Annotated in this window: 24 protein-coding genes; 9 read left to right on the top strand and 15 right to left on the bottom strand. The window is 59.6% G+C overall.

Annotated elements, in window-relative coordinates; genetic code table 11:
• Window positions 1-33: 33 nt before the first annotated feature.
• From ACWXTG_RS11160 to ACWXTG_RS11095, 14 genes are all read right to left on the bottom strand, one after another.
• Window positions 34-438, bottom strand: a complete 405-nt coding sequence (locus tag ACWXTG_RS11160; RefSeq protein ID WP_309566044.1) for a bactofilin family protein — start codon at window positions 436-438, stop codon at window positions 34-36.
• A gap of 32 nt (window positions 439-470) precedes the next feature.
• Window positions 471-1,175 carry a DUF6776 family protein gene (locus ACWXTG_RS11155; protein WP_480219931.1) on the bottom strand — a complete coding sequence of 235 codons (705 nt, stop codon included), beginning with the start codon at window positions 1,173-1,175 and terminating at the stop codon, window positions 471-473.
• Window positions 1,176-1,182: 7 nt separating this feature from the next.
• A complete protein-coding gene (gene argC / locus ACWXTG_RS11150) occupies window positions 1,183-2,235 on the bottom strand; it encodes an N-acetyl-gamma-glutamyl-phosphate reductase (RefSeq protein ID WP_309566042.1) in 1,053 nt (350 codons plus the stop codon).
• 141 nt (window positions 2,236-2,376) lie between these two features.
• Window positions 2,377-2,769 (bottom strand): 30S ribosomal protein S9, encoded by a 393-nt coding sequence (gene rpsI, locus ACWXTG_RS11145; protein ID WP_230348300.1) that lies wholly within the window; start codon window positions 2,767-2,769, stop codon window positions 2,377-2,379.
• A 12-nt stretch (window positions 2,770-2,781) separates the two neighbouring features.
• A complete protein-coding gene (gene rplM / locus ACWXTG_RS11140) occupies window positions 2,782-3,222 on the bottom strand; it encodes a 50S ribosomal protein L13 (protein WP_025872981.1) in 441 nt (146 codons plus the stop codon).
• A gap of 118 nt (window positions 3,223-3,340) precedes the next feature.
• Window positions 3,341-4,210, bottom strand: coding sequence for a 4-hydroxybenzoate octaprenyltransferase (gene ubiA, locus ACWXTG_RS11135; RefSeq protein WP_480219930.1), 870 nt, complete (start codon window positions 4,208-4,210; stop codon window positions 3,341-3,343).
• Window positions 4,211-4,226: 16 nt separating this feature from the next.
• Window positions 4,227-4,790: a chorismate--pyruvate lyase family protein gene (locus tag ACWXTG_RS11130; protein WP_480219929.1), complete on the bottom strand. Its 564-nt coding sequence runs from the start codon at window positions 4,788-4,790 to the stop codon at window positions 4,227-4,229.
• 12 nt (window positions 4,791-4,802) lie between these two features.
• The gene (gene recG / locus ACWXTG_RS11125) at window positions 4,803-6,863 is read right to left on the bottom strand and encodes an ATP-dependent DNA helicase RecG (RefSeq protein ID WP_480219928.1); all 2,061 of its coding nucleotides are present in this window, start codon (window positions 6,861-6,863) and stop codon (window positions 4,803-4,805) included.
• Window positions 6,864-7,003: 140 nt separating this feature from the next.
• Window positions 7,004-7,390 carry a RidA family protein gene (locus ACWXTG_RS11120; protein WP_480219927.1) on the bottom strand — a complete coding sequence of 129 codons (387 nt, stop codon included), beginning with the start codon at window positions 7,388-7,390 and terminating at the stop codon, window positions 7,004-7,006.
• A 53-nt stretch (window positions 7,391-7,443) separates the two neighbouring features.
• Window positions 7,444-9,666 carry a RelA/SpoT family protein gene (locus ACWXTG_RS11115; RefSeq protein WP_309566037.1) on the bottom strand — a complete coding sequence of 741 codons (2,223 nt, stop codon included), beginning with the start codon at window positions 9,664-9,666 and terminating at the stop codon, window positions 7,444-7,446.
• A gap of 104 nt (window positions 9,667-9,770) precedes the next feature.
• Window positions 9,771-9,983, bottom strand: coding sequence for a DNA-directed RNA polymerase subunit omega (rpoZ, locus tag ACWXTG_RS11110; protein WP_309566036.1), 213 nt, complete (start codon window positions 9,981-9,983; stop codon window positions 9,771-9,773).
• Window positions 9,984-10,037: 54 nt separating this feature from the next.
• On the bottom strand, window positions 10,038-10,646 hold the full coding sequence (gene gmk, locus ACWXTG_RS11105; RefSeq protein ID WP_407993529.1) for a guanylate kinase: 609 nt from the start codon (window positions 10,644-10,646) through the stop codon (window positions 10,038-10,040).
• 34 nt (window positions 10,647-10,680) lie between these two features.
• Window positions 10,681-11,727: a DUF475 domain-containing protein gene (locus tag ACWXTG_RS11100; RefSeq protein WP_480219926.1), complete on the bottom strand. Its 1,047-nt coding sequence runs from the start codon at window positions 11,725-11,727 to the stop codon at window positions 10,681-10,683.
• Between the two features lie 65 nt (window positions 11,728-11,792).
• Window positions 11,793-12,659, bottom strand: a complete 867-nt coding sequence (locus tag ACWXTG_RS11095; RefSeq protein WP_480219925.1) for a YicC/YloC family endoribonuclease — start codon at window positions 12,657-12,659, stop codon at window positions 11,793-11,795.
• Window positions 12,660-12,773: 114 nt separating this feature from the next.
• On the opposite strand from ACWXTG_RS11095, the gene ACWXTG_RS11090 reads away from it, so the two are divergent.
• The 7 genes from ACWXTG_RS11090 to ACWXTG_RS11060 all read left to right on the top strand — a co-directional run bounded on the left by ACWXTG_RS11090 (window position 12,774) and on the right by ACWXTG_RS11060 (window position 19,226).
• Window positions 12,774-13,709 (top strand): serine/threonine protein kinase, encoded by a 936-nt coding sequence (locus ACWXTG_RS11090; RefSeq protein WP_480221233.1) that lies wholly within the window; start codon window positions 12,774-12,776, stop codon window positions 13,707-13,709.
• Window positions 13,710-13,736: 27 nt separating this feature from the next.
• A complete protein-coding gene (locus ACWXTG_RS11085) occupies window positions 13,737-14,657 on the top strand; it encodes a PP2C family protein-serine/threonine phosphatase (RefSeq protein WP_480219924.1) in 921 nt (306 codons plus the stop codon).
• A 93-nt stretch (window positions 14,658-14,750) separates the two neighbouring features.
• Window positions 14,751-15,467, top strand: a complete 717-nt coding sequence (rph, locus tag ACWXTG_RS11080) for a ribonuclease PH (protein ID WP_407996374.1) — start codon at window positions 14,751-14,753, stop codon at window positions 15,465-15,467.
• A gap of 2 nt (window positions 15,468-15,469) precedes the next feature.
• On the top strand, window positions 15,470-16,075 hold the full coding sequence (rdgB, locus tag ACWXTG_RS11075) for an RdgB/HAM1 family non-canonical purine NTP pyrophosphatase (protein ID WP_480219923.1): 606 nt from the start codon (window positions 15,470-15,472) through the stop codon (window positions 16,073-16,075).
• Window positions 16,072-16,305: a hypothetical protein gene (locus tag ACWXTG_RS11070; RefSeq protein WP_400882005.1), complete on the top strand. Its 234-nt coding sequence runs from the start codon at window positions 16,072-16,074 to the stop codon at window positions 16,303-16,305. Before rdgB ends, ACWXTG_RS11070 begins: the two co-directional genes overlap by 4 nt.
• Window positions 16,301-17,491, top strand: coding sequence for a radical SAM family heme chaperone HemW (gene hemW, locus ACWXTG_RS11065; protein ID WP_480221232.1), 1,191 nt, complete (start codon window positions 16,301-16,303; stop codon window positions 17,489-17,491). The genes ACWXTG_RS11070 and hemW overlap by 5 nt, the downstream gene beginning before the upstream one ends.
• Before the next feature lie 154 nt (window positions 17,492-17,645).
• Window positions 17,646-19,226, top strand: a complete 1,581-nt coding sequence (locus ACWXTG_RS11060; RefSeq protein WP_480219922.1) for a GGDEF domain-containing protein — start codon at window positions 17,646-17,648, stop codon at window positions 19,224-19,226.
• A 175-nt stretch (window positions 19,227-19,401) separates the two neighbouring features.
• On the opposite strand, the gene argH is transcribed toward ACWXTG_RS11060, so the two are convergent.
• Window positions 19,402-20,808 carry an argininosuccinate lyase gene (argH, locus tag ACWXTG_RS11055; RefSeq protein WP_480219921.1) on the bottom strand — a complete coding sequence of 469 codons (1,407 nt, stop codon included), beginning with the start codon at window positions 20,806-20,808 and terminating at the stop codon, window positions 19,402-19,404.
• A 55-nt stretch (window positions 20,809-20,863) separates the two neighbouring features.
• Here argH and ACWXTG_RS11050 point away from each other — a divergent pair, with 55 nt between their 5' ends.
• Window positions 20,864-21,886: a sensor histidine kinase gene (locus ACWXTG_RS11050; protein ID WP_480219920.1), complete on the top strand. Its 1,023-nt coding sequence runs from the start codon at window positions 20,864-20,866 to the stop codon at window positions 21,884-21,886.
• Window positions 21,883-22,629, top strand: coding sequence for a LytR/AlgR family response regulator transcription factor (locus ACWXTG_RS11045; RefSeq protein WP_480219919.1), 747 nt, complete (start codon window positions 21,883-21,885; stop codon window positions 22,627-22,629). Before ACWXTG_RS11050 ends, ACWXTG_RS11045 begins: the two co-directional genes overlap by 4 nt.
• Window positions 22,630-22,677: the final 48 nt, after the last annotated feature.

Genomic DNA, 22,677 nt, shown 5'->3' with positions numbered 1-22,677 from the left:
TTGAATTCATTATCCTGCTCGAAACTCCCACGGTCAATCTTTGACCTCTGGAACGAGAGAAGTTTCTTTCTTGGCAGCATCACCGATATACACCAGCTGACCCTCAATAATGGCGCCGGTATGGATTTCCAATGATTTGTAATGCACGTCACCGGTAATCCTGGATTTGGCGAGCAGTTCAAGATAGTGGCTTGAGCGCACCGGGCCGCGCACCTCGCCATTCAATACTATCCGCGCCACGGTCACCGCCCCTTCAATGCGGCCCTGTTCGCTCAATACCAGCGTACTGGGGGTGCCGGGCAGCTCGCTTACATCGCCCTTGATCTGGCCATCCACGCGCAAACCACCGCTGAATGTAATGTTGCCTTCAATGCGCGTATCGGTACTGACCAAGGTATCAATACGGCTTTGGGGTTTATTCTTGCTCTTCAAGAACATGCGTATACCTTTATTCAGGAGGGTGGCCAGCGTTATCCAGGCAACTCCACCTTTTGACTGATATTGGGCTGTTTAGCCCCCGTTTCAAGGAAGCTGAGTTCCAATTCCTCAGCCGTGACGTCTTCCGGCAGCGCGAAACTGCCGTCTAGGCGCTGATAATAGCGGAAATTCACTTTTGCCTGGTTGCTGTTGGCAGGCTGCAGGAGCAGCGGAAGCTTGACCGGCTGGCCTTGCTGGTTCCTGCCTTGCAGGATAAAGCTCAGATTGCCTTGTACCGGCTTGCTGGCGTTGCCTTGTTGAGAGAGCACCAGGTGGTATTGATAATGGCCGGGCTCCTTGGCTTTTTCCACAAACAAGCGCGTGAGTTTCACATTCTTGGCGGCGGAATCGCCGTTCTGCATGCTTTTATAGAAAGCCAAGTCCTCTTTCAGCTTCATCAGCTCGTCCTGCACCTGTTCGAAATCATGCGCGAGCTTTTCTTGCGCCGTCCGCTGCACTTGTAGCTGCCGCTCTGCCAGGACAGTCCGGCTCATGAGCTCCTTCCTGGTGGGTTCGGACTCGAGCGTCAACGCCAGCGTGCCTGTCGCGCTCAGCCGCCAGTAAGCAAGCGCATAGCCAATCACGACCAGAACTATGATTCCCAGTAATTGCCAATACCAAGCACGATGGGATTTAACCGTCACCGGCTTGGTCGGCTTATGGAAGTGACGCTTGACGCGGCGCGAGATGCGTTTCATCGGTCAATCAAGGCAGCAAAGGCACGATTTCCAGCCCTGCCCGTTCATCAAGCCCGAACATGATGTTCATATTTTGCACCGCTTGTCCCGCCGCCCCTTTGACCAGGTTATCCTGCACCGCGATCACCGTCAGGTAGCCGCTATCCGGCTGCGGGTGCAATGCCAGGCGCAATTGGTTGCCACCGCGAACCGTACGCGTTTCCGGCAAACTGCCTGGAGGCAGGACATCCACGAACGGCTCGTGCTGGTATCGCGCCTCATACAAGGCCTGAATGTCTGTCTTCAGCCCCTGGGCTGACAACTTGACGTAGATGGTGGACAGCATGCCACGAATCAGCGGGACCAGGTGGGGCACAAAAATAAATTGCAGCGAGGTGCCAGCCAACTGCTGCAATTGCGCAAGAATCTCAGGATGGTGCCGGTGCCCGGCGACGCCATAGGCTTTCATGTTGTCGCTGGCTTCCGCAAACAAAGTGGCGACCTCCGCTTTTCTGCCGGCGCCGGAAACGCCCGATTTGGAGTCCGAGACGATGGGGACGGATAAATCAATCAACCCTTGCTCCAGCAGCGGCGCCAGTCCCAGCAATACGGTCGTCGGATAGCATCCGGGATTGCCGATCACCTGGGCGGAACGCACTTTTTCACGATACAGCTCAGGAATGCCATATACGGCATCAGCCAGGATATCCGGACAGCCGTGCGGCAGCTTGTACCATTTCTCGAATACCGCCGTATCCTGCAGCCGGAAGTCCGCTGCGAGATCGATCACCTTCACTCCTGCCGCCACCAGCGCTTGCGCCTGGCTCATGGCCACGCCATGCGGCGTAGCAAAGAACACCACGTCGCACTGTGACAGGTCGGCCTGGGCAGGATCGGTGAAGACAAGGCCTACGCGCCCGCGCAGGCTGGGAAACATATCCGCAACCGGCAGCCCGGCTTCGCCGCGCGAAGTAATAACGTTCAATTCCACATGCGGATGCAAGGCCAACAAGCGCAACAACTCAACGCCGGTATACCCTGTACCACCGACAATGCCAACTTTTATCTTTTTGCTTTGCATCACCTGAACTTACCTTCCGTATGCCGCAGGGCATATCCACAGAAAATCTATAGTAACAAAACCCCAAAGCATTTTGAAAACCGCCAAAACAAAAAAGCCGCAACAAGTGCGGCTTTTTCGATAATACGACAACAGTAAAGCTTAGCGCTTGGAGAATTGCTTACGGCGGCGCGCCTTGCGGAGGCCGACCTTCTTACGCTCAACTTCACGTGCATCACGAGTCACGAAACCTGCCTTGGACAGGGCGCTCTTCAGAGCAGCATCGTAATCGATCAGCGCACGGGTGATACCGTGGCGCACTGCACCGGCTTGGCCGGACTCGCCGCCGCCAGTCACGTTGACCAGAATGTCGAAGCTGGCTTCGTTTTCGGTCAGAGCCAATGGCTGGCGCAGAATCATGCGTGAAGTCACGCGGGAGAAATATTCGTCAGCAGGCTTGTCGTTAACAACGATGTTACCGCTACCGGACTTCAAGAAGACACGAGCTACCGAACTCTTGCGGCGGCCAGTACCGTAGTTATATTTACCAATCATCGCTGCTTATCCTTACGCTTGACTTTGGATTACCAATGGTTGCGGCTGTTGTGCAACATGGTCATGCTTTTCGCCAGCGTAGACCTTGAGCTTGCGGAACATCGCATAACCCAGCGGGCCCTTAGGCAGCATACCCTTGACAGCCTTTTCCAGGGCGCGGCCTGGGAAACGCTCTTGCATCTTGCCAAAAGTTGTTGTGGAGATACCGCCTGGGTAACCACTGTGGCGGTGGTACTTCTTGTCCAGCGCCTTGTTGCCGGTTACCTTGATCTTGTCGGCATTGATCACAACGATATAATCGCCCGTATCCACGTGCGGTGTGTAAATAGTCTTATGCTTGCCACGCAGGCGGTGCGCAATTTCACTCGCCAAACGGCCCAGCACCAAATCCGTAGCATCAACTACGAACCAGTCGCGCTTTACTTCATGCGCTTTTGCAGAAAAGGTCTTCATCGGACAAACCAATATTCGCTGAAAAAATTAAGAGGCGGATTGTATGTCAAGCCCTTACGCTTTGTCAAACATTTCCGAGCTAGATTTTTCAATCTTCATAGACACTTAAAATGCATGCTTAAAGATAATCGCTTGCCAGCACTCCAGCGAAGATGGCAGCGCCAAGCCAATTGTTGTGCAGGAACGCCTTGAAACAAGACGTGCGATCACGTCCGCGGATCAACGCATAATGATACAGGGCGATGAGCGCCGCGGCCGCCAGCCCGGCAAAATACGGCCAGGATTGCTGAAGGCGCACTCCCGTCCAGGCCATCAACACCAGGAAAACGCCGTAGCATGCCATGACGGCGAAGATGTCCAGCCTGCCGAAGAAAATGGCCGAGGATCTGATGCCGATCTTGAGGTCGTCGTTGCGGTCCACCATGGCATATTCGGTGTCATAGGCCACAGCCCAGAACACATTGGCAAGCAGCAGTATCCAGGCATCCAGCGGCAATCGGCCCGTGACGGCCGCAAACGCCATCGGGATGCCGAAGCCGAAAGCAATGCCGAGATAAGCCTGCGGGATGGAGAGGAAGCGCTTGGTCAGCGGGTAGCTGGCGGCCAGGAACAAAGCCGGGAAAGACAAGGCCACCACCAGAGCGTTGAGCTGCAGCACCAGGACAAATGCGGCCAGGCTCAATGCCATCGCCAGCAAAACGGCTTCCTTCGCGCTTACGTCGCCGGTCACCAGCGGGCGCTGGCGGGTGCGCTCCACATGGCCGTCGAAATTGCGGTCGGCCAGGTCGTTCATGACGCAGCCCGCCGAACGCATCAACACAGTACCGGCAATGAATACGAACAATACCAGGCCGTCAGGCCAGCCCGGGCTTGCCAGCCATATGCCCCACAAGGTGGGCCAGAGCAGCAGCAGGATGCCGATGGGCTTATCCAGCCGGGTCAGGCGGTAATAGGCTTGGAGCTTTTGCCTAAGGGATGGGTTATTCATTTTTAAACAGTCTGCCCTATTCAGCTTCCACATGCAGTTTCAACACGGCAGGCAGGAACAACTCAGTCACCAGCACTGCCTTCTTCCCCAACCTGAAGACCGAGCGCCTTGCCCATATCGGCCCGCCAATCGAGGGAATGTACGCAGCTGCCAGGCGGTAGAGAAAATGCCGGGATGAAAGTTTCTTGTACTGCAATGCACCGCGGCACATGCGCGGATCCGCAAACAAGGCGCTGCCGAGCGAGTGCGCTCCCAGGCGGCCCAGTCCGCGCCAGGCGCCCCGCATAGCTTGTTGGGGCAATAGGCTATGCGCAAACACCACCGCTTCGCCGTCGCAACGCAATATGACGTCACGCAGCAAGGTATGCCTTCGAGGCAGCACCTGCAATAATTGCGCCTCAGCAAAAGGCGGCTTTTTCCTGGCCAGGCGCAAAGGTTGCACCGCAAACTGCCTGCTATGCTGCTGCAAGCGCCGAGTCAGCGAACCGCGCTCAGCGAGCCAGGGACGGTAATGCCGGGAGCCTACGGCCTGCTTGAGCCAGCGGTCTCGCATCTGCGGAAAATGGGCAAAGACTTTCACCGGCCGATTATCTCAGACTTTGACCAATTCTTCCGCATGGCCGAGCCAGCGTGCCAAGTGGGCGTCTGCCGCCTGCGGCGCTTTCTCCAGCAATCCTGCCGCGATATCGCGCGCGGCTTCCAGCAAGTCCTGGTCCCGCTCCAGGTCGGCGATCCTCAGCATGGGTACCCCGCTCTGCCGTACCCCCATGAACTCCCCCGGTCCGCGCAATGCGAGGTCAGCCTGGGCAATGGCGAAGCCATCGCTGGACTCGTAGATGATTTTCAGGCGCGCGCGCGCCGTTTCCGAGAGCTTGCCGTCCTGGTAGAGCAGGATGCAGCTGCTCTTGGCAGCGCCGCGCCCGACACGGCCGCGCAATTGGTGCAATTGTGCCAGGCCCATGCGCTCGGCATGCTCGATCACCATCAGGCTGGCATTGGGCACATCCACGCCCACCTCGATCACGGTAGTCGCCACCAGCAGCTGGGTTTCGCCTGCGCTGAATGCGGCCATCACGGCCTGCTTCTCGGCAGGCTTCATGCGGCCATGCACCAACCCCACCCGCAACTGCGGGAAAGTCTCGCGCAAGCTCTCGTAGGTTTCGGTCACGGTCTGCAATTGCAATGCCTCGGATTCCTCTATCAAGGGGCAGACCCAATAAGCCTGCCGGCCTTCCATGCATGCATGCTGCACGCGCTCCAGCACTTCGTCCCGCCTGGCACCGGATACCAGACGGGTCACGATGGGCGTGCGCCCGGGCGGCAGCTCGTCGATCACCGACACATCGAGGTCGGCAAAGTAGCTCATGGACAAGGTGCGCGGAATCGGCGTGGCGCTCATCATGAGTTGATGCGGCTGCACGCCTTTCTGCCGCAATGAAAGGCGCTGCTGCACGCCAAAGCGGTGCTGCTCGTCGACGATGGCGAGCGCCAGCCGCTGGAATATCACCTGATCCTGGAACAAGGCATGGGTGCCGATCACGAGCTGCGCCTCGCCATTTTCCACAGCGGTCATCATCTCGCGCCGCTCCTTCTTGCCCTGGCTGCCGGACAGCCAGGCCACCCGTATGCCCAAGGGCGCCAGCCAGGCCTGCATCTTCTGGCAATGCTGCTCGGCGAGGATTTCCGTCGGCGCCATGATGGCCGCCTGCCAGCCGTTTTCAATCGCCTGCAACGCCGCCATCGCGGCGACTATGGTCTTGCCGCTGCCGACATCGCCCTGCAACAGACGCTGCATGGGGTGCGGCTGTTCCAGGTCGCGGCCAATCTCAACGGCGACACGCTGCTGAGCCTGGGTCAGGACGAACGGCAGGCTGCGCAGCAAGGCGGTGACCAGGGTGCGGGACGGCGGCAGTGCAGGCGCACCCTGGTGCCTGCGGCGCGCATGATGCTTGCGCATGGAAAGCTGCTGCGCGAGCAATTCATCAAAGGCCAGCCGCCGCCATGCAGGATGGTCGCGGGATTCCAGGCTACGCAGCGCCGCCTCTGGTGCCGGATGGTGCAGGAGGTGCAGGCTTTCCGCGAATCCCGGCAAGGAAAGTCCGCGGTATATCTCCTGCGGCAGGATTTCCGCGGTATCCACCTGCTCCAATGCCCAGGATATCCATTTGCGCAACGCGGCCTGGCTCAAGCCTGCCGTGGTGGGGTAAAACGGCGTCAATGCCTCGGCAACCGGCGCATCCTCTTCCACCTGTTTGCACTGCGGATGCACCATTTCCCAGCCGAAGAAGCCGCCGCGCACTTCGCCGAAGGCGCGGATATGCCGCCCTTCCTTCAGGCTGGCGACCTGGCTGGGGTAGAAATTCAGGAAACGCAGCACCAGCTGCCCCGTGTCGTCGCGCAACCGGCAAATCAGTGCTTTTCGCGGACGGTATTGCACCTCGGTATGCACGATCTCGCCCTGCACCTGGGCCTGCTCGCCGGTATGCAGGTCACGGATCGCCGTGATGCGGGTTTCGTCGAGGTAGCGCAGGGGCATGTGCAGCAGCAGGCCCTGGCAATTGAGGATGCCAAGCTTGGCAAGCCGCCCCTGCAACGCAGGGGTCATGCCTTTAATGCCGTCGAGCTTGCTGTTGGCGGGTAGTTTTGACGCCATGATCCTGGGAAGTTATTGATCCTGGCTGAGTCGCTCAATATGTCATGAGCAGGCAGGAAAATCGGTCAAGCGACTCTGGCGGCATTGCTGGGCACTCGATACAAGCGCAAGCAAGCAACACGCCAGGAAAGTCATCGTGCTTAGGCGCCAATCTCCAGCACGCCATCGGCTTCCACCAGCGCGTTGCGCGGCAGCTGCGCCACGCCGACCGCTGCGCGGGCAGGATAAGGCTGGGTGAAGTATTCCGTCATGATGGTGTTCACCAGCGCAAAGTGGGAGAGGTCGGTCAGGAAGATATTGAGCTTGACCACGTCAGCGAGCGAGCCGCCGGCGGCTTCCGCCACGGCCTTGAGGTTCTTGAATACGCGGTGGACTTGCGCCTCGATGCCATCCACCAACTCCATGGTCGCAGGGTCAAGGCCGATCTGGCCGGACAGGTAGACGGTGCTGCCGTTGACCTTGACTGCCTGGGAATAGGTGCCGATCGCCTGGGGGGCGCCATCGGTATGGATGATTTGCTTGGCCATGTATCTCTCCTGAAAACTCGATTGGTTGAAGTATTATTGGTTGAAAAGTGACGCTACTGAATCCGCTGCTCGGCCCCGGAACCCTTGACGCGGTTGATGCGCACCACATCCGGAATCTTGCGCAGGCGCCGCATCAGCTCGGCCAGGTGCACGCGGTTCTCCACCTGCACGGTGAAGTTCATGTTGGTGTAGGTGCTGTTGTCCGCCTCTTCCATGCTGACATTGTCGATATTCGAGCCGGCCTCGGCAATGCCTGAGGCGATCTTCGCCAGCATGCCGCGGCGGTTCGCCACCACCAGCTTGAGGCTGACCTTGTACAGCCTGTGCCCCTGCGGGTCCCATTCCACGTCCAGCCACTTGTCGGGATCGAGGCGGAATTTGCGGATTGCCGGACAATCGTGGGTATGGATCACCAGCCCCTTGTCCTTGTTGATGAAGCCCAGGATGGGATCGCCGGGAATGGGGCGGCAGCATTGCGCGAACTGCACCGCCATGCCCTCGGAGCCGCGGATGGTGATGGTGTCCAGCACCTTGGCAGGCACCTTCTGCTGCTCCGCCACGGCTTCCTGCTGCCCTGCCTGCGCCATCAACTGGTGCGCCACCATGACGTTCAGGCGCTTGCCCATGCCGATGTCCGCGAGGATTTCGTCCTTGCTCTTCGCGCCATAATCCCGCACCAGGCGCTGCCAGGCAGGATCATCAATCGTGATGGGGTTGGCGTGCAGGGCGCGCAGCGCCTGGTTGAGCATGCGCTCGCCCAGCAATGCCGACTCGGTGGACTGCATGGATTTGAGATAGTGCCGGATATGGGCGCGCGCCTTGCCGGTCAGCACGTAATTGAGCCATGCGGGGTTGGGGTGCGCATGGGCGGCGGTGATGATCTCGACATGGTCGCCGTTGTGCAGCTCGGTCCGCAAGGGAGCGAGTTCCTGGTTGATCTTCACCGCCACGCAGCGGTTGCCGATGTCGGTATGCACCGCATAGGCGAAATCGACGGCAGTGGCCCCCTTGGGCAATGCCATGATGGTGCCCTTGGGCGTGAAGACGTAGACCTCGTCCGGGAACAGGTCGACCTTGAAATGTTCGAGAAACTCGAGCGAGTCGGTGCTCTCGCTCTGGATGTCCAGCAGGCGCTGCAGCCATTGGTGCGTTTGCTGCTGCAAGGCCGTCAGGTGGGCATCAGTGGTCTTGTAGAGCCAGTGCGCGGCAACCCCCGCATCGGCGATGTTGTGCATTTCGCGGCTGCGGATCTGGATTTCGATCGGCGTGCCGAACGGGCCGAACAACGTCGTATGCAACGACTGGTAGCCGTTGGCCTTGGGGATGGCGATATAGTCCTTAAACTTGCCGGGAATCGGCTTGTATAGCCCGTGCAGCACGCCTAGCGCGGCGTAACAGGTCGGCAGGTCGCGCACGATGACGCGGAAGCCGTAGATATCGTAGATCTGCGAAAAGGTGACGGTCTTGCCCGTCATTTTCTTGTAGATGCTGTAAAGGTGCTTTTCGCGCCCGGTCACATCGGCATCGATATGCTGGTCTTTCAGGCGCTGGTTGATGGCGTCGAGGATCTTGCCGACCACTTCCTTGCGGTTGCCGCGCGCCGCCATGACCGCCTTGGAAATCACGCGGTGGCGCATCGGATAGAGATACTTGAAGCTCAGGTCTTCCAGCGTCTGGTAAATCTCGTTGAGCCCGAGCCGGTTGGCAATCGGCGCGTAGATATCCAGCGTTTCACGCGCGATGCGCCGCTGCTTCTCCGGCTTCATGACATCGAGCGTGCTCATGTTGTGCAAGCGGTCGGCAAGCTTGACCAGGATCACGCGCACGTCCTGCGACATCGCCAGCAGCATTTTGCGGAAATTCTCCGCCTGCGCCTGGGTCGCGCTCTGGAATTCGATCTTGTCGAGCTTGGACAATCCGTCCACTAGCTCGGCCACCTGTTTGCCGAATTTCTCGCCGATTTCCTGCTTGGTGACGCCGGTATCCTCCACCACGTCGTGCAGCAAGGCCGCGATCAAAGTCGGAGGATCGAGATGCAGTTCGGCCAGGATGCCGGCCACGCTGACCGGGTGAATCACATAGGGCTCGCCGCTGCGGCGCACCTGCCCTTCATGCGCAGCGGCGCTGAAACGGTAGGCGTCCCAGATATGGTCTATGTCGTCTTGTTTGAGGTATTCCCGCAGGCGCAGGGTGAGTTGGGAGTCTTCGCTGTCCGCTGGCAGCAAAGGTAAGGGTGAAACTGGTTCGGCTGGTCTTTTGGCTGCGGTCTTGGGCATAAATTCCAGTAATTACTCAATTCTACATAGTCGCCAACCCGGGACCGTGCATTGGCATGATCCCGGCTGCATCACCAGCTAGCATTCACTGCAAGGTTGTGCGATCAGGCGTGTCCGCGATTAAGCACTTCCAGGCCTACCTTGGCAGCCGCGATTTCACGCAGCGCCAGCACGGTGGGCTTATCCTTGCTGCCGTGCGCGTTCACGAGCGGCTCCGAGCCATTGGCGAGCTGGCGTGCGCGGTAAGCGGCGACAAGGGTCAACTGGAAACGGTTGGGTATCTTTTCCAGACAATCATCAACGGTAATACGTGCCATGTTACGAATATCTCCTGAATTTTGTCATGTACATTTACATGGGCCGGAAGACGGCTAGAGCAGTTTCTGCACCACGTCCTGGTAGCGCAGCAATTGCTTGTCGCGCCGCAATCTCTGGCTGCGGATAATGGCTCGCAGGTCTTCCAGCGCATGTTCAAACCTGTCGTTGATTGTAACATAGTCGAATTCCGCCACGTGGCGCATCTCGTCCCGCGCTGCAGCAAGCCTGCGCACAATCACCTCCGCGCTATCCTGCGCGCGGTTGTTCAGGCGCTGCTCTAGGGCTTCCATCGAAGGCGGCAGGATGAAAATGCTGATGGCTTCGGCATATTGGCTGCGCACCTGCTGCGCGCCCTGCCAGTCGATTTCCAGGATCAGGTCGTACCCTTCCGCCAATACGGAATTCACCGTCGACTGCGATGTACCGTAATAAGCGCCGTGCACTTGCGCGCTTTCGAGGAAGTCGCCGTGGTTGAGCAACTCCACGAACCTCGCTTCCTCGACGAAGTGGTAGTGCACGCCGTCTTCCTCGCCGGGCCGCGGCTGGCGCGTGGTATGGGACACAGAGAGCTTGATATGCTCGTCACCGTCCAGCAGCGCGCGCACCAGCGAGGTTTTGCCGGCGCCTGATGGGGCGGTGATAATGAATAGGTTGCCTTTCATAGCATGGTTGTTCCGTCGTGCAAACTTAAAAAAATCAGACCCGATGCGCCAGTCTGCGCCTGTAGAAGATGGATGACAACAAGGCCGCCATGATGAACACCACGCCGATGAGGCCGGTCACCACCTCAGGCACGGGTCGGTAGATGGTATAGAACATGATCAGTCCGAGCACCCCGATCGCATAGTGGGCGCCGTGCTCCAGGTAAACATAGTTGTCGAGCGTGCCCTTGTACACCAGGCGCACGGTCATGGAGCGCACGAACATCGCGCCTATGGTCAGGCCCAGCATGATGATCACCACGTCGCGCGTGATCGCAAACGCACCGATCACGCCGTCGAACGAGAACGAGGCGTCGAGAATTTCCAGGTAAAGAAACCCCATCGCCCCGTTGCGCTTCGCGGTCTTGGCAAAGGCGTCACCCTCGGCCTGCGAAGAGAAAAACCCGCTCAGGCTGTCGATCACGACATACAGCACCACCCCGCTCAACCCTGCCAGCAGGATGGTCAGGCGCTCTGCCTGGGAAATGGGCAGGAAGTTCTGCAAGCCCAGCAGGATCAGCAGAATGACGATGATCTTGATGGACTCCAGGCTGCCCAGCCTGCCGAATGCCGCTTCTAGGCGGCCCAGCCAGTGCAGCTCCTTCTCCGGGTCCAGCAGGAAGCTCAGGAACACCAGGAACAGGAAGGAGCCGCCGAATGCCGCAATCGCGTTATGGCCGTCGTCGAGGTAGTCGGCGTACAGCGCCGGATTATTGATGGCCATGTCGGCTACCTCGAGCAGTCCCTGGTCGGTGGCCGCCGCCACCAGCAGCAAGGGGAACAGCAGTCGTACGCCGAACACGGCAATCAGGATGCCCACGGTGAGGAAGATATGCCGCCATTTTTCGTCCATCTCCTTGAGGATGGAGGCGTTCACCACGGCATTGTCGAACGACAGGCTGATTTCCATGATGCCGAGGATCAGCGCCACGCTCAGCGCAGGCCAGATGCCGGACACCCCGCCCTTGATTTCATAGCCCCAGAGCGCGGCCAGCCCAAGGCAGAGGAAAGTGACGAAAAAGGAATATCTGAAATCGCGCATTGCTTAAGTTCCGGATCAATGAGGTTCGCGGCCAGGCAGCAGCCTGCGCCAGGACAATCGGACGGCTACTCTATGTTCTGCACTTGCTCGCGCATTTGCTCGATCAGTAGCTTGAGCGCCATGGCGACTTGCGACACTTCGGTGGAAACAGACTTGGAAGCCAGGGTATTGGCTTCGCGGTTCAGTTCCTGCATGAGGAAATCCAACTGCTTGCCTGCCGGACTGCCTGCTTCGAGAATACGCTTCACTTCCTCGATATGCGCGCCCAGGCGGCTCAACTCCTCATCCACATCAATCCGCTGGGCGAAGATGGTGAGTTCCTGGCGGATACGCTCGTCATCCACCGAACTCAGCGCTTCCTGCAGTTTGCCGTACAGGCGCTCCTGATAGATCTTCACCTGCTCGGGCAGCAAGGGACGCACCCTAGCGACCAGGCCTTCCATTTCCGCCAGGCGGTCGAGGATGATCGCCTTGAGCTTGATGCCTTCGCGCGCCCGGGCTTCCGTCATCTGCTGCACCAGCTTCAGCAGGCTGTCGCGAATGGCGGCTGCCAAGGCCTCGTGATCCGCGCCTTCTCCCGATATCACCCCTGGCCAGCGCAGGATGTCCGCCACGCTCAAGGGGCGGCTTTCCGGGAAGTGGCGTTGCACGCTGACGGTCATCTGCGCCAGCTGCTGCAACACCATGTCGTCCAGCTGCACCTGCCGCTGTTCGGAGGCGCGATGTGCCAGGCTGATGCGGCACTCCACCTTGCCGCGCTTGAGGCGCTGGTTGATCAGTTCGCGCACCTGCGGTTCGAACATGCGCACATTGTCATCCAGCTTGAGCTGCAACTCGAGGTAGCGATGATTGACCGAGCGCAGTTCGAGCACCAGAACGCCATGGCTCACCTCCTGCTCCAGCGAGGCATAACCCGTCATGCTGAAAATCATGTTGATGGAAATTCCCGATTAAATTTGGCCCATGGTATCAAATCCGGAGCGTTTCATGACAGAATAGCCTGCAAATTATAGGTTTTACCCTTGCCGCCCATCATTCACCAGCACATGCACGCCAACCAGAATCTTGCCCTGCCGCCAGGCTACCAATTGCAGGGCTATGAAATCAAAAAGCTTCTCAGTGCCGGTGGATTCAGCTTCGTCTATATCGCGCGCGACCTGGAAAACGACACCACCGTCGCCATCAAGGAATACCTTCCCAACATGCTCGCGCTGCGCAAGGAAGGCGACCAGGTACGCATTCCGACCAATGAAGCCGCCGCAGGATTCCGTTTTGGGCTGAAATGCTTTTTTGAGGAAGGCCGGGCGCTGGCCAATATCGAGCACAAGAACATCGTACGCGTGCAGAACTTCTTCCGCGCCAATGACACCGTCTACATGGTGATGCGCTACGAACGCGGCAAATCCCTGCAGGAATACGTGCTGGCGCGCGACACAGCCTTGCCGGAAACCATGCTGCGCAGCGTGTTCAGCCAGCTGCTCAACGGCCTGCGCGAGGTGCATGCGCAAAAGCTGCTGCACCTCGACATCAAGCCCGCCAACATCTATATCCGCCTGGACGGCTCCCCGGTATTGCTGGATTTCGGCTCCGCCCGCATGGCACTCAACGAAGCCTCCAACGCGCTGCCGCCAAGCTATACCCCCGGATTCGCCTCGCCCGAGCAATATGGCGACCGCAAGCAACTCGGCCCATGGAGCGATGTCTACAGCATAGGCGCCAGCATGTACGCCTGCCTGCTCCAGGCCGCGCCGCAAGCGGCGGACCAGCGCGTGAGGAAGGACCAGCTGGTGCCTGCAGCCAGGCTGGGCAAGGGAAGATACTCGCGCAACCTGCTGCAGATCATCGACAACTGCATGGCCTTGGACCACATGGACCGACCGCCCAGCGTGTTTGCCTTGCAGAAATCGTTGCTGGAAGCGGTACCGCTGCCCGCACGCCACGGCTGGCTGAACAAGATTACCTCGCTGTTCACCCAGGATTGAAAGATATTGAGCGCTCACTAAACCAGGATGAAATTCACCATACACCAGAGCAGCCGTAGCGGAGGACGCCCGGTCAACCAGGACCGGGTTGCCTATTCCTACAGCAAAAACGCCGTGTTGCTGGTGCTTGCCGACGGCATGGGCGGGCACCATCATGGTGAAGTTGCGGCGCAGCTTGCGGTCAAGATGCTCACCGGCGCATTCCAGCAGGCGGCCCAGCCGGACCTGCCCGATGTAGTGGGATTCCTGCAGGCCGAAATCATGAAACTGCATGAGGCCATCCACCAGCTGGCAGAAAACCGCGGATTGCCGGAAACGCCCAAGACCACGCTGGTAGTGGGCATCCTGCAGCACAACACGCTCTACTGCGCCCATGTGGGCGACTCGCGCCTCTATCATTTCCGCAACGGCAAGCGGCTGTTCCGTACCGAGGACCACTCCATCGTCCAGCTGATGCTGAAACAGGGCAAGCTGGATGCGAAATCCATGCTGCAACACCCCGACCGCAACAAGATATACAACTGCCTGGGCAGCGAGTTGACCCCGAGCATAGAAATCAGCCCGCCTTATTCCCTGAAGGCGGGGGACCAGATCCTGCTGTGCAGCGACGGCTTATGGGCCCAGCTCAGCGACGAACGCATGCAGGACATCCTCAACAGCGGCCTCGGCATCGCCCACAGCGTACCCAGCCTGCTGGACGCTGCCGAGCGGCTGGGAGGCAAGAACATGGACAACCTGAGCGCCATCGGCGTGCAATGGGAAAGCCAGGCCGAACAGCCGCTGACGATCTCCACGCTGGAGATGTCATTGGTCCAGTCCCATACCATCCTCGGGCCGGCGGAACCTGCGGAAAATAGTACCGCGGCAACGGCCGCCGACCTGGATGAAGAAGACATCGAGCGCGCCATCGCCGAGATCAACGCCGCCATCAAGCGCAGCAGGCATTGATTCCACGGGACAAAACTACGCCGGGCCGCGGTAATCATCACGCTTGTCATGGTCATCGCATATAATATGCACTTTGCAAATTCAGGAAACATCATGCGTCCCAGCAACCGCGCCCCAGACCAGCTACGCGAAGTCGAGATCATCCGCCGTTACACCAAGCATGCGGAAGGGTCTGTGCTGGTCAAGTTCGGCGACACCCACGTGCTGTGTACCGCCAGCGTCGAAGACAAGGTCCCACCCTTCCTGCGCGGCAAGAACCAGGGCTGGACCACCGCGGAATACGGCATGCTACCCCGCTCCACCGGCAGCCGCATGGACCGCGAGGCAGCGCGAGGCAAACAATCGGGCCGCACGCAGGAAATCCAGCGCCTGATCGGCCGCAGCCTGCGCGCCGTCATCGACCTCGAGAAGCTGGGAGAGCGCACCATCCATATCGATTGCGACGTGATCCAGGCCGACGGCGGCACGCGCACTGCCAGCATCACCGGCGCCTACGTGGCGCTACATGACGCTGTCGGTTTCCTATTGAACAAAGGCCTCATCCAGGCATCGCCGTTGCGCGACGCGGTGGCCGCCATTTCTGTTGGCGTCTATCAGGGTACTCCGGTGCTGGACCTGGATTACATCGAGGATTCCGCCTGCGATACCGACATGAACGTGGTCATGACCGGCAGCGGCGGCTTTGTCGAAATCCAGGGCACCGCGGAAGGCGAGCCGTTCCAGCGCGAGGCCATGAACCGCATGCTGGAACTGGCCGAAAGCGGTATCCGCACCCTCTTGCTCAAGCAGAAAGAGGCGCTGGGGCTGTAAGCATGGGCATGCCTTTCCAGAAACTGGTGATCGCCAGCGGCAACCAGGGCAAGCTGAGGGAAATCCAGGCCTTGCTCGCGCCGCTTTCTATCGAGGTGTTGCCACAATCCGCGTTCAATGTGCCGGAAGCGGAAGAACCATTCGTGACCTTCATCGAGAATGCGTTGGCCAAGGCACGCCATGCCAGCCGCCATACCGGCCTGCCTGCGCTGGCCGACGACTCGGGCATCTGCGTCAACGCGCTGCAAGGCGCGCCGGGCGTCTATTCCGCACGCTATGCCGGCGAGCCCAAATCCGATGAGCGCAACAACCAGAAGCTGCTGCAAAGCCTGGATGGCCAGCACGACAGGCATGCTTATTACTATTGCATCATGGTACTGGTGCGCCACGCCGACGACCCGCAACCACTGATTGCGGAAGGCATCTGGCAAGGAGAAATCCTGGCTGAACAGCGCGGTAGCGGCGGTTTTGGCTACGACCCGTTATTTCTCGATGCCAAGACCGGACAAACCGCGGCGGAACTGCCAGCCGAAATCAAGAACCGCATCAGCCATCGCGGCCATGCCTTGACCAAACTCGTGCAACAGCTGGAAAGGCTGGCATTATGAGCGGAAACTGGCCCAAATGGTTGCGTGACGACGGCAGCGTTGTCTCCTGCACGGAAAAGGTCAAGGTCATGACCGAGAACTTCGACGAACTCAAGCAGATTGCCCAGGATGCGCTGGAGGACGGCCTGTTGATGGAAGTGTCTGAGGCACAGATGCGCGAAGCATTGCACCGCTTGATTGACGAACTGGTGAACCCCTATCAGCACACCCATCGAAATCAAGGCGATTAGCGATACTCCCGGGCTAGCAGAGCCAGGGGAAACGCCCGCATCCGCTCCTACCCAGCCCCCGCCGCTCTCGCTTTACATCCATATTCCCTGGTGTGTCCGCAAGTGCCCTTATTGCGACTTCAATTCGCACGAGTCGCGCAGCGAGATTCCCGAAGCTGCCTATGTCGATGCATTGATCGCCGATCTGGAGCAATCGGTGCCGCGCGTCTGGGGACGGCGCGTGCACAGCATTTTCTTCGGCGGCGGCACGCCCAGCCTGTTCTCGCCCGAGGCGATCGACCGCATCCTGAGCAATGTGCGCGCCCTCGTGCCATTGAACGTGGATTGCGAGATTACGCTGGAGGCCAATCCCGGCACCGTGGACGCCGCTCATTTCCGCGGATACCGCGCTGCTGGCGTCAACCGGCTCTCGCTCGGCATCCAGAGCTTCGACAGCGCCTACCTGCAAAAACTCGGGCGCATCCATGATGAAAACCAGGCTGTGGCGGCCGCCGAGCTGGCGCTGCAGACCTTTGACTCCGTCAACCTGGACATCATGTACGCCCTGCCCGGGCAAAGCCTGGAACATGCCCTGGCCGACGCGCAACGCGCCTGCGACCTCGGGCCCGCGCACCTGTCGTTCTACCACCTGACACTGGAGCCCAATACGCCGTTTCACCGCACCCCGCCTGCATTGCCGGACGACGATACCAGCGCCGCCATGCAGGAAGCGATCGAAGACCTGCTGGGCCGGCATGGCTACGGTCACTACGAAACCTCGGCGTTTGCGCAGCATGGCAAGCAATGCCGCCACAACCGCAACTACTGGCTGTTCGGCGACTACCTGGGCATCGGGGCCGGCGCGCACAGCAAACTGAGCTTTCACGACCGCATCACGCGCGAAAGCCGCCACAAGCATCCCAAGCGCTATCTGGAACATACGGGCCGAGGCAATGCCATGGAACACCAATGGCAGATTGCCAAGGATGAGCTGCCCTTCGAGTTCATGATGAACGCCTTACGGCTCACCAATGGCTTTGAACCCGCACTGTTTGAACTGCACACCGGATTGCCGCTGGAAAGCATTGCCCATACCCTGCAACAGGCTGTCCAAAAAGGCTTATTGGACGCAAGCCCGGAGCGCATTGCCCCGACATTGCTCGGGCAGCGCTTCCTGAATGAGTTGCTGCAGCTGTTCCTGGATTGACTCCCGCACGCTAAGTTTTACTTTGTAAGACATTCTCTGTATTACAATACAGCGATTCTGGAAGCGCAGAGCAATCAGCATGGGGATGAAGTTGCGATGAAAGTTGCCAAGCTCACCCGGAATCTCAGGGAAACCGACACAATTTGGGTCAGCTATGGATCAACATAAAAAGTCCGTCGAAACCGCACGACAAACCCTTATCCAGCTTGCCAAAAGCCGGATAGCGCCAACACCGGACAACTACCGCAAAGTCTATAACGCCATTGCCGGCCAAGCCGCAACGGACAACTCGTTGACCATTGGCCAACTGTTGAGCAACGTGCTGAAGGAAGTCGGCGCGCAACAGCCTCGCCACAGCCCCGGCATCAACCATATTCTCAAACAGCTTGAAGCGCAGAACTGGGCGGGGCTGGAAATTACGCTGCGCGAGCTGCTGGCCAACCTGTCCACGCCTGGCAACAAACACCCCGCTCCTTCAAACCCGAGTGGCGCTCACCATGAGCTGGCCGACGTCGTCACGCTCTGGCGCAATATGCTGGTCAAGACGCTGGACTTGGTGGTGATACCGCAGCTACAGGAAGTACCCGACGCCCAGGCACGTGCAACCGCCCTTCTGGAAGAAGCACGGCAGGCGCAGAGCCACGAAGAAATACTGGCGCTGGAAACCGCACTGAAAAATATCCTGTTCAGCCTGGAAATGCACCTGGACACCCAGAGCCAGCTGCAATTGCGCCTGCTGCAACTGTTGCGCCTGCTGGTCGTGAGCATGGAGGCCTTAGTGCTGGAAGAGCAGTGGCTGCAGGGCCCGACGGCGGCAGTGCGCGAGATCCTGACCCAGCCATTGAACATGGACTCCTTGTCCAAGGCGGAAGACACGCTCAAGGACCTCATTTTCATGCAGGGCCAACTGCGGCCCGGGCTGATCGAGGCCAAGAAGACCCTGAAGAAAATGGCGGAGATATTCGTGGCGCAGTTGGCGGAAATCACCCTGGCGACCGATGACTACCAAACCAAGCTGAAACATTACCGCGAGGAAATCAGCCATAGCGACGAGATAGAGGACCTTAACCAAGTGTTAAGCCGCTTGCTCGAGGATACCCAGATCGTCAGCAACATCACGCAGCATTCGCGCAACGAGATCATAGAAGCGGAAAACAAGGTGCGGGAGGCGGAAAAGCAAATCTACGAACTGACCTTGCAGCTCGACCACATCAATGAAATCGCGCATGAAGATTACCTGACCGGCACCCTGAACCGCCGCGGGATGGATGAGGCATTGGTCAGGGAGTTCAACCGGGCAGACCGGTTTGGCATGCCGCTCAGCATCGCCATGATGGATATCGACCATTTCAAGCAGATCAATGACAACCTGGGCCATGCCACCGGCGACCAGGCGTTGGCCCACCTCGCCTCCGTCATCAAGGAATCGCTACGCACGACGGACGTGATCGCGCGTTATGGCGGCGAGGAATTCATCATCCTGCTGCCGGGCACCGTGGAACAGGACGCGATCAGCGTCATCACGCGCGCGCAGCGCGAGCTGACACGCAATATCTTCCTGCACAACGACAGCCACATCCTCATTACCTTCAGCGCCGGCGTGGCCGAACGCCGGGAAAGCGAGCCGGCCGACGCCATTATCGGGCGTACCGACCAGGCCTTGTACCGGGCGAAGAACAGCGGACGCAACCGGGTGGTTGGCGCAAGCACGCTGGACCAGCCGGCTGGGCAGTAGGCAACAAACAAGACATGAAAAAGCCCCGCATTGCGGGGCTTTTTGCCAATCGCCAGGCATTTAGAGAGGCTAACAAAACTCAGCGCAGCGATCCTGGCTAGGCGCTCTGCCGCTGACAGTACAACTAGTACGGCAAGGCAGAGCAACGACGGCAGGAGAGTTTTGTTAGCAGCTCTTAGCCGAGCAAGCTCCGGGCACGCCTCAGTGCCTCGCGCACCTGGGCGGGCGCCGTGCCGCCGCGATGGTTGCGGCTTGCCAACGAGCCTTCGAGCGTCAACACCCCGTATACATCCTCGGCAATCTGAGGGCTGAATTTCTGCAGCTGCGGCAAGGAAAGGTCGGCCAGGTCGCAGCCCTGTTCCACGGCATGGCGCACCGCCAGCGCCACCACCTCGTGCGCATCGCGGAATGGCATGCCCTTCTTCACCAGGTAGTCGGCCAGGTCGGTCGCCGTGGCAAACCCCTCTGCCGCCGCCAGGCGCATCGCGTCCTTGTTGACCTTGATACCGCGCAGCATGTCCGCATAGATTTCCAGCGTCACCAGCAATGTATCTACCGTGTCGAACAGAGGCTCCTTGTCCTCTTGGTTGTCCTTGTTGTAGGCCAGCGGCTGGCTCTTCATCAGGGTCAGCAACGCGACCAGGTGCCCGTTGACCCGCCCGGTCTTGCCGCGCACCAGCTCCGGCACGTCCGGGTTCTTCTTCTGCGGCATGATGGATGAGCCGGTGCAGAAGCGGTCGGCAATGTCGACGAAGCCGAAGCGCGGGCTGGACCAGAGTATCAGCTCTTCCGAGAGGCGGGACAAATGCGTCATGATCAATGCCGCCGCCGCGGTGAATTCAATCGCGAAATCGCGGTCGGATACCGCGTCCAGCGAGTTCTCGCACACCGCCTCGAAACCGAGCTCATGCGCGACACGCTCACGGTCTATGGGATAGCTGGTGCCTGCGAGCGCCGCCGCACCCAGCGGCAGGCGGTTGATGCGCTTGCGGGCATCTGCCAGGCGTTCCGCATCGCGCTGCAGCATCTCGAAATAGGCCAGCAGGTGATGGCCGAAGGTCACGGGCTGCGCCACCTGCAAATGCGTGAAGCCGGGCATCACGGTATCGGCATGCTGTTCCGCGAGGTCCACCAGCGAAGCCTGCAATTTGCGCACGCGGCCCAGTGCATCGTCCACCATCGCACGCAGCCAGAGGCGGATATCGGTCGCCACCTGGTCGTTGCGGGAGCGCCCGGTATGCAAGCGCTTACCTGCATCGCCGATCTTGTCCGTCAGGTGCTTCTCGATATTGAGGTGTACATCTTCAAGGTCCAGCAACCAAGTGAACTCGCCATTGCGGATCTCTTCCAGAATCTCGCCCAGGCCCTGTTCTATCTTGGCCACGTCATCCTGGCTGATGATGCCTTGGGCGCCAAGCATGCGGGCATGCGCCAGCGATCCCTGGATGTCGTATTCGGCCAGCCGGTAGTCGAAGCCCACGGAAGCGGTATATTGTTTGACCAGCTCGGCCACAGGCTCGTTGAAGCGGCCGGACCAGGTTTTGGAAGGGGTTTGATTCAAGTGATTGGACTTTTCTGTCATGATGTTGCGTGATGAACTCACGATACCGATAAGTGTGGAAATAGTGCGCTAAACCATGGCTATTATAAAGCAAAACGCCATTCATTCCGCGAAGTCGCCCGACTTCCGCAATCTCGGCATCTGCCTACGCATCCTCGTCGTCGCCAACCTGATGGGCCTGTTCGCCTCATTGGCGGCCACATCCACACTGGCAGACTGGCTGCCAGGCTTCACGCGCTGGTGCGCCTTCATTCAGCCCGTGCTCCTGGCAAGCCTGCTGGCCTTGTACGCGTTGCAGCCATGGCTGGCCCGGCTCGGCGCCGTCGGCAGCTACGCCATTGCATTGTTGCTGCCGGCGGCCTTCAGCCTGCTGGCGCACATGGTGGCCGTCCATGCGCTCGATTTCGACCTGCCGGGCGGCCCCATGCGCAGCATTATGCTTGCTGCAGGCATCGCGTCCATTACCTTGGCCTACCTGCAATTGCGCCAACGCGCCTTGAGCCCAGCGGTGACGGAGGCGCGCTTGCAGGCTTTGCAAGCCAGGATACGCCCGCATTTCCTCTTCAACAGCATCAACGCCGTGCTGTCCATCGTGCGCAGCGACAGCAAGCGGGCGGAAACCGCATTGATGGACATGGCCGACCTGTTCCGCGTATTGATGGCAGACAACCGCGAGCTGGTGCCGCTGGCTCAGGAGTTGGCCTTGTGCAGGCAATACCTGGCGCTGGAGAAACTACGCCTGGAAAACCGCCTCAGCATCGATTGGCAGGTCGACGAGATGCCGCCTGATGCCCTGATTCCCCCGCTTATCCTGCAACCGCTGCTGGAAAACGCGGTTTACCACGGTATTGAACCCCTAGACGAGGGCGGCAGCGTCAGCATCCAGCTCAGCAGCACGCGCGATGAACTGCACATCCGCCTGCGCAACCCATACCAGCCCGGCTCCGGCCATCACCAGGGCAACCGCATGGCGATCGGCAATATCCGGGAACGCCTGCAATTGCATTTCGATGCCGAGGCCGGCCTCAACATCAGCCAGGACGGCAACGAATATGCCGTTCACATCGTCATTCCCTACCGCAAGAGGACCGCATCGTGAGTCATGCCCTGCTCGATGTCGTGATCGCCGACGACGAGCCGCCGGCCCGCAACCGCTTGCGCGAGCTGCTGGCCGATATTCCCGGCGTGACGCTGGTGGGCGAGGCCAGGCAAGGCAATGAGGCGCTGGAGCTGGCGCAACAGCTCCAGCCCCACGTATTGCTGCTCGACATCCGCATGCCCAACATGGATGGCATAGAGGCGGCGGGACATGCGCAAAAACTGCCCCGCCCCCCGGCCATCATTTTCACCACCGCGTTCGACGGCTATGCGATCCAGGCATTCGAAATGAATGCCGTAGACTACCTGCTCAAGCCTATCCGCCAGGAGCGCCTTGAGGCTGCGTTGCACAAGGCGCGCGTATTGTTGCCGGCCCAGGTCGAGGCGCTCAGGCCCCTGCAGCGCGCGCGCACCCATTTCAGCGTCAGCGACCACGGCCGCATCCTGCTCATCCCGGTGCATGAGGTCATCTACCTGCGTGCCGAGCTCAAATACGTCACTTTGCGCACGCAATTCCAGGAATACCTGATCGAAGAGTCGCTCAACAGCCTGGAACAAGAGCTCGGGCACCTTTTTCTGCGCCTGCACCGCAATTGCCTGGTGGCGCAATCCAGCATCAGGGGCTATGAGAAACGCGACACCGATGGCGAAAGCGGCTGGCACGCTATCCTTAAGGACATACCGGAGACGATTGCCGTGAGCCGGCGGCAATACCACCTGCTGCGCAAGCTGGCCTCGCACTAGGTCCTGGTGGTCCTGAGCACGGCACGCCGTATGCTAAAATAGTGCTTT

The sequence above is a fragment of the Methylobacillus sp. DLP286 genome (assembly GCF_056636515.1).
This window is presented reverse-complemented; position numbering and strand designations above follow the sequence as displayed.

Coding starts and splice junctions, on each gene's coding strand:
- ACWXTG_RS11160 (WP_309566044.1), bottom strand. CDS start 438: ATGTTCTTGAAGAGCAAGAATAAACCCCAAAGCCGTATTGATACCTTG.
- ACWXTG_RS11155 (WP_480219931.1), bottom strand. CDS start 1,175: ATGAAACGCATCTCGCGCCGCGTCAAGCGTCACTTCCATAAGCCGACC.
- argC (WP_309566042.1), bottom strand. CDS start 2,235: ATGCAAAGCAAAAAGATAAAAGTTGGCATTGTCGGTGGTACAGGGTAT.
- rpsI (WP_230348300.1), bottom strand. CDS start 2,769: ATGATTGGTAAATATAACTACGGTACTGGCCGCCGCAAGAGTTCGGTA.
- rplM (WP_025872981.1), bottom strand. CDS start 3,222: ATGAAGACCTTTTCTGCAAAAGCGCATGAAGTAAAGCGCGACTGGTTC.
- ubiA (WP_480219930.1), bottom strand. CDS start 4,210: ATGAATAACCCATCCCTTAGGCAAAAGCTCCAAGCCTATTACCGCCTG.
- recG (WP_480219928.1), bottom strand. CDS start 6,863: ATGGCGTCAAAACTACCCGCCAACAGCAAGCTCGACGGCATTAAAGGC.
- ACWXTG_RS11120 (WP_480219927.1), bottom strand. CDS start 7,390: ATGGCCAAGCAAATCATCCATACCGATGGCGCCCCCCAGGCGATCGGC.
- ACWXTG_RS11115 (WP_309566037.1), bottom strand. CDS start 9,666: ATGCCCAAGACCGCAGCCAAAAGACCAGCCGAACCAGTTTCACCCTTA.
- rpoZ (WP_309566036.1), bottom strand. CDS start 9,983: ATGGCACGTATTACCGTTGATGATTGTCTGGAAAAGATACCCAACCGT.
- gmk (WP_407993529.1), bottom strand. CDS start 10,646: ATGAAAGGCAACCTATTCATTATCACCGCCCCATCAGGCGCCGGCAAA.
- ACWXTG_RS11100 (WP_480219926.1), bottom strand. CDS start 11,727: ATGCGCGATTTCAGATATTCCTTTTTCGTCACTTTCCTCTGCCTTGGG.
- ACWXTG_RS11095 (WP_480219925.1), bottom strand. CDS start 12,659: ATGATTTTCAGCATGACGGGTTATGCCTCGCTGGAGCAGGAGGTGAGC.
- ACWXTG_RS11090 (WP_480221233.1), top strand. CDS start 12,774: ATGCACGCCAACCAGAATCTTGCCCTGCCGCCAGGCTACCAATTGCAG.
- ACWXTG_RS11085 (WP_480219924.1), top strand. CDS start 13,737: ATGAAATTCACCATACACCAGAGCAGCCGTAGCGGAGGACGCCCGGTC.
- rph (WP_407996374.1), top strand. CDS start 14,751: ATGCGTCCCAGCAACCGCGCCCCAGACCAGCTACGCGAAGTCGAGATC.
- rdgB (WP_480219923.1), top strand. CDS start 15,470: ATGGGCATGCCTTTCCAGAAACTGGTGATCGCCAGCGGCAACCAGGGC.
- ACWXTG_RS11070 (WP_400882005.1), top strand. CDS start 16,072: ATGAGCGGAAACTGGCCCAAATGGTTGCGTGACGACGGCAGCGTTGTC.
- ACWXTG_RS11060 (WP_480219922.1), top strand. CDS start 17,646: ATGGATCAACATAAAAAGTCCGTCGAAACCGCACGACAAACCCTTATC.
- argH (WP_480219921.1), bottom strand. CDS start 20,808: ATGACAGAAAAGTCCAATCACTTGAATCAAACCCCTTCCAAAACCTGG.
- ACWXTG_RS11050 (WP_480219920.1), top strand. CDS start 20,864: ATGGCTATTATAAAGCAAAACGCCATTCATTCCGCGAAGTCGCCCGAC.